This is a genomic window from Microcoleus sp. M2_D5 (assembly GCF_036701935.1).
Lineage (GTDB): Bacteria > Cyanobacteriota > Cyanobacteriia > Cyanobacteriales > Microcoleaceae > Microcoleus.
Genome location: NZ_JAUBRP010000012.1, coordinates 78540 through 78958, shown reverse-complemented (window position 1 = coordinate 78958; position 419 = coordinate 78540). Strand labels below are relative to the sequence as shown.

1 pseudogene is annotated in these 419 nt (G+C 47.7%); it reads right to left on the bottom strand.

From position 1 onward, the window contains the following. Nucleotides 1–419: pseudogene (locus QUA50_RS07665) on the bottom strand (CopG family transcriptional regulator); the annotation flags it as partial.

Sequence of the window (419 nt, the reverse complement as noted above, 5' to 3'; positions counted from 1 at the left end):
AACTCGTGTTCGCGGTGTTCTTTTTCAGCGATTTGGTGCTGCAAAGATTCCAGAGCACTGGATTTTTCGGCTAGCTGCTGCACAAACTCGTGTTCGCGGTGTTCTTTTTCAGCGATTTGGTGCTGCAAAGATTCCAGAGCACTGGATTTTTCGGCTAGCTGTTGGACAAACTCGTGTTCGCGGTGGTCTTTTTCAGCGAATTGCTGCTGTAAAGATTCCAGAGCACTGGATTTTTCGGCTAGCTGCTGGTGCAAAGATTCGATCGAACTCGATTTTTCGGCTAGCTGCTGCACAAACTCGTGTTCGCGGTGGTCTTTTTCAGCGATTTGGTGCTGCAAAGAAGCGATCGAACTTTCGCGTTCACTCAACTGCTGCTGTAAACTTTCGTAACTTGACTTCGCTACTGTTTCGGCTAATTG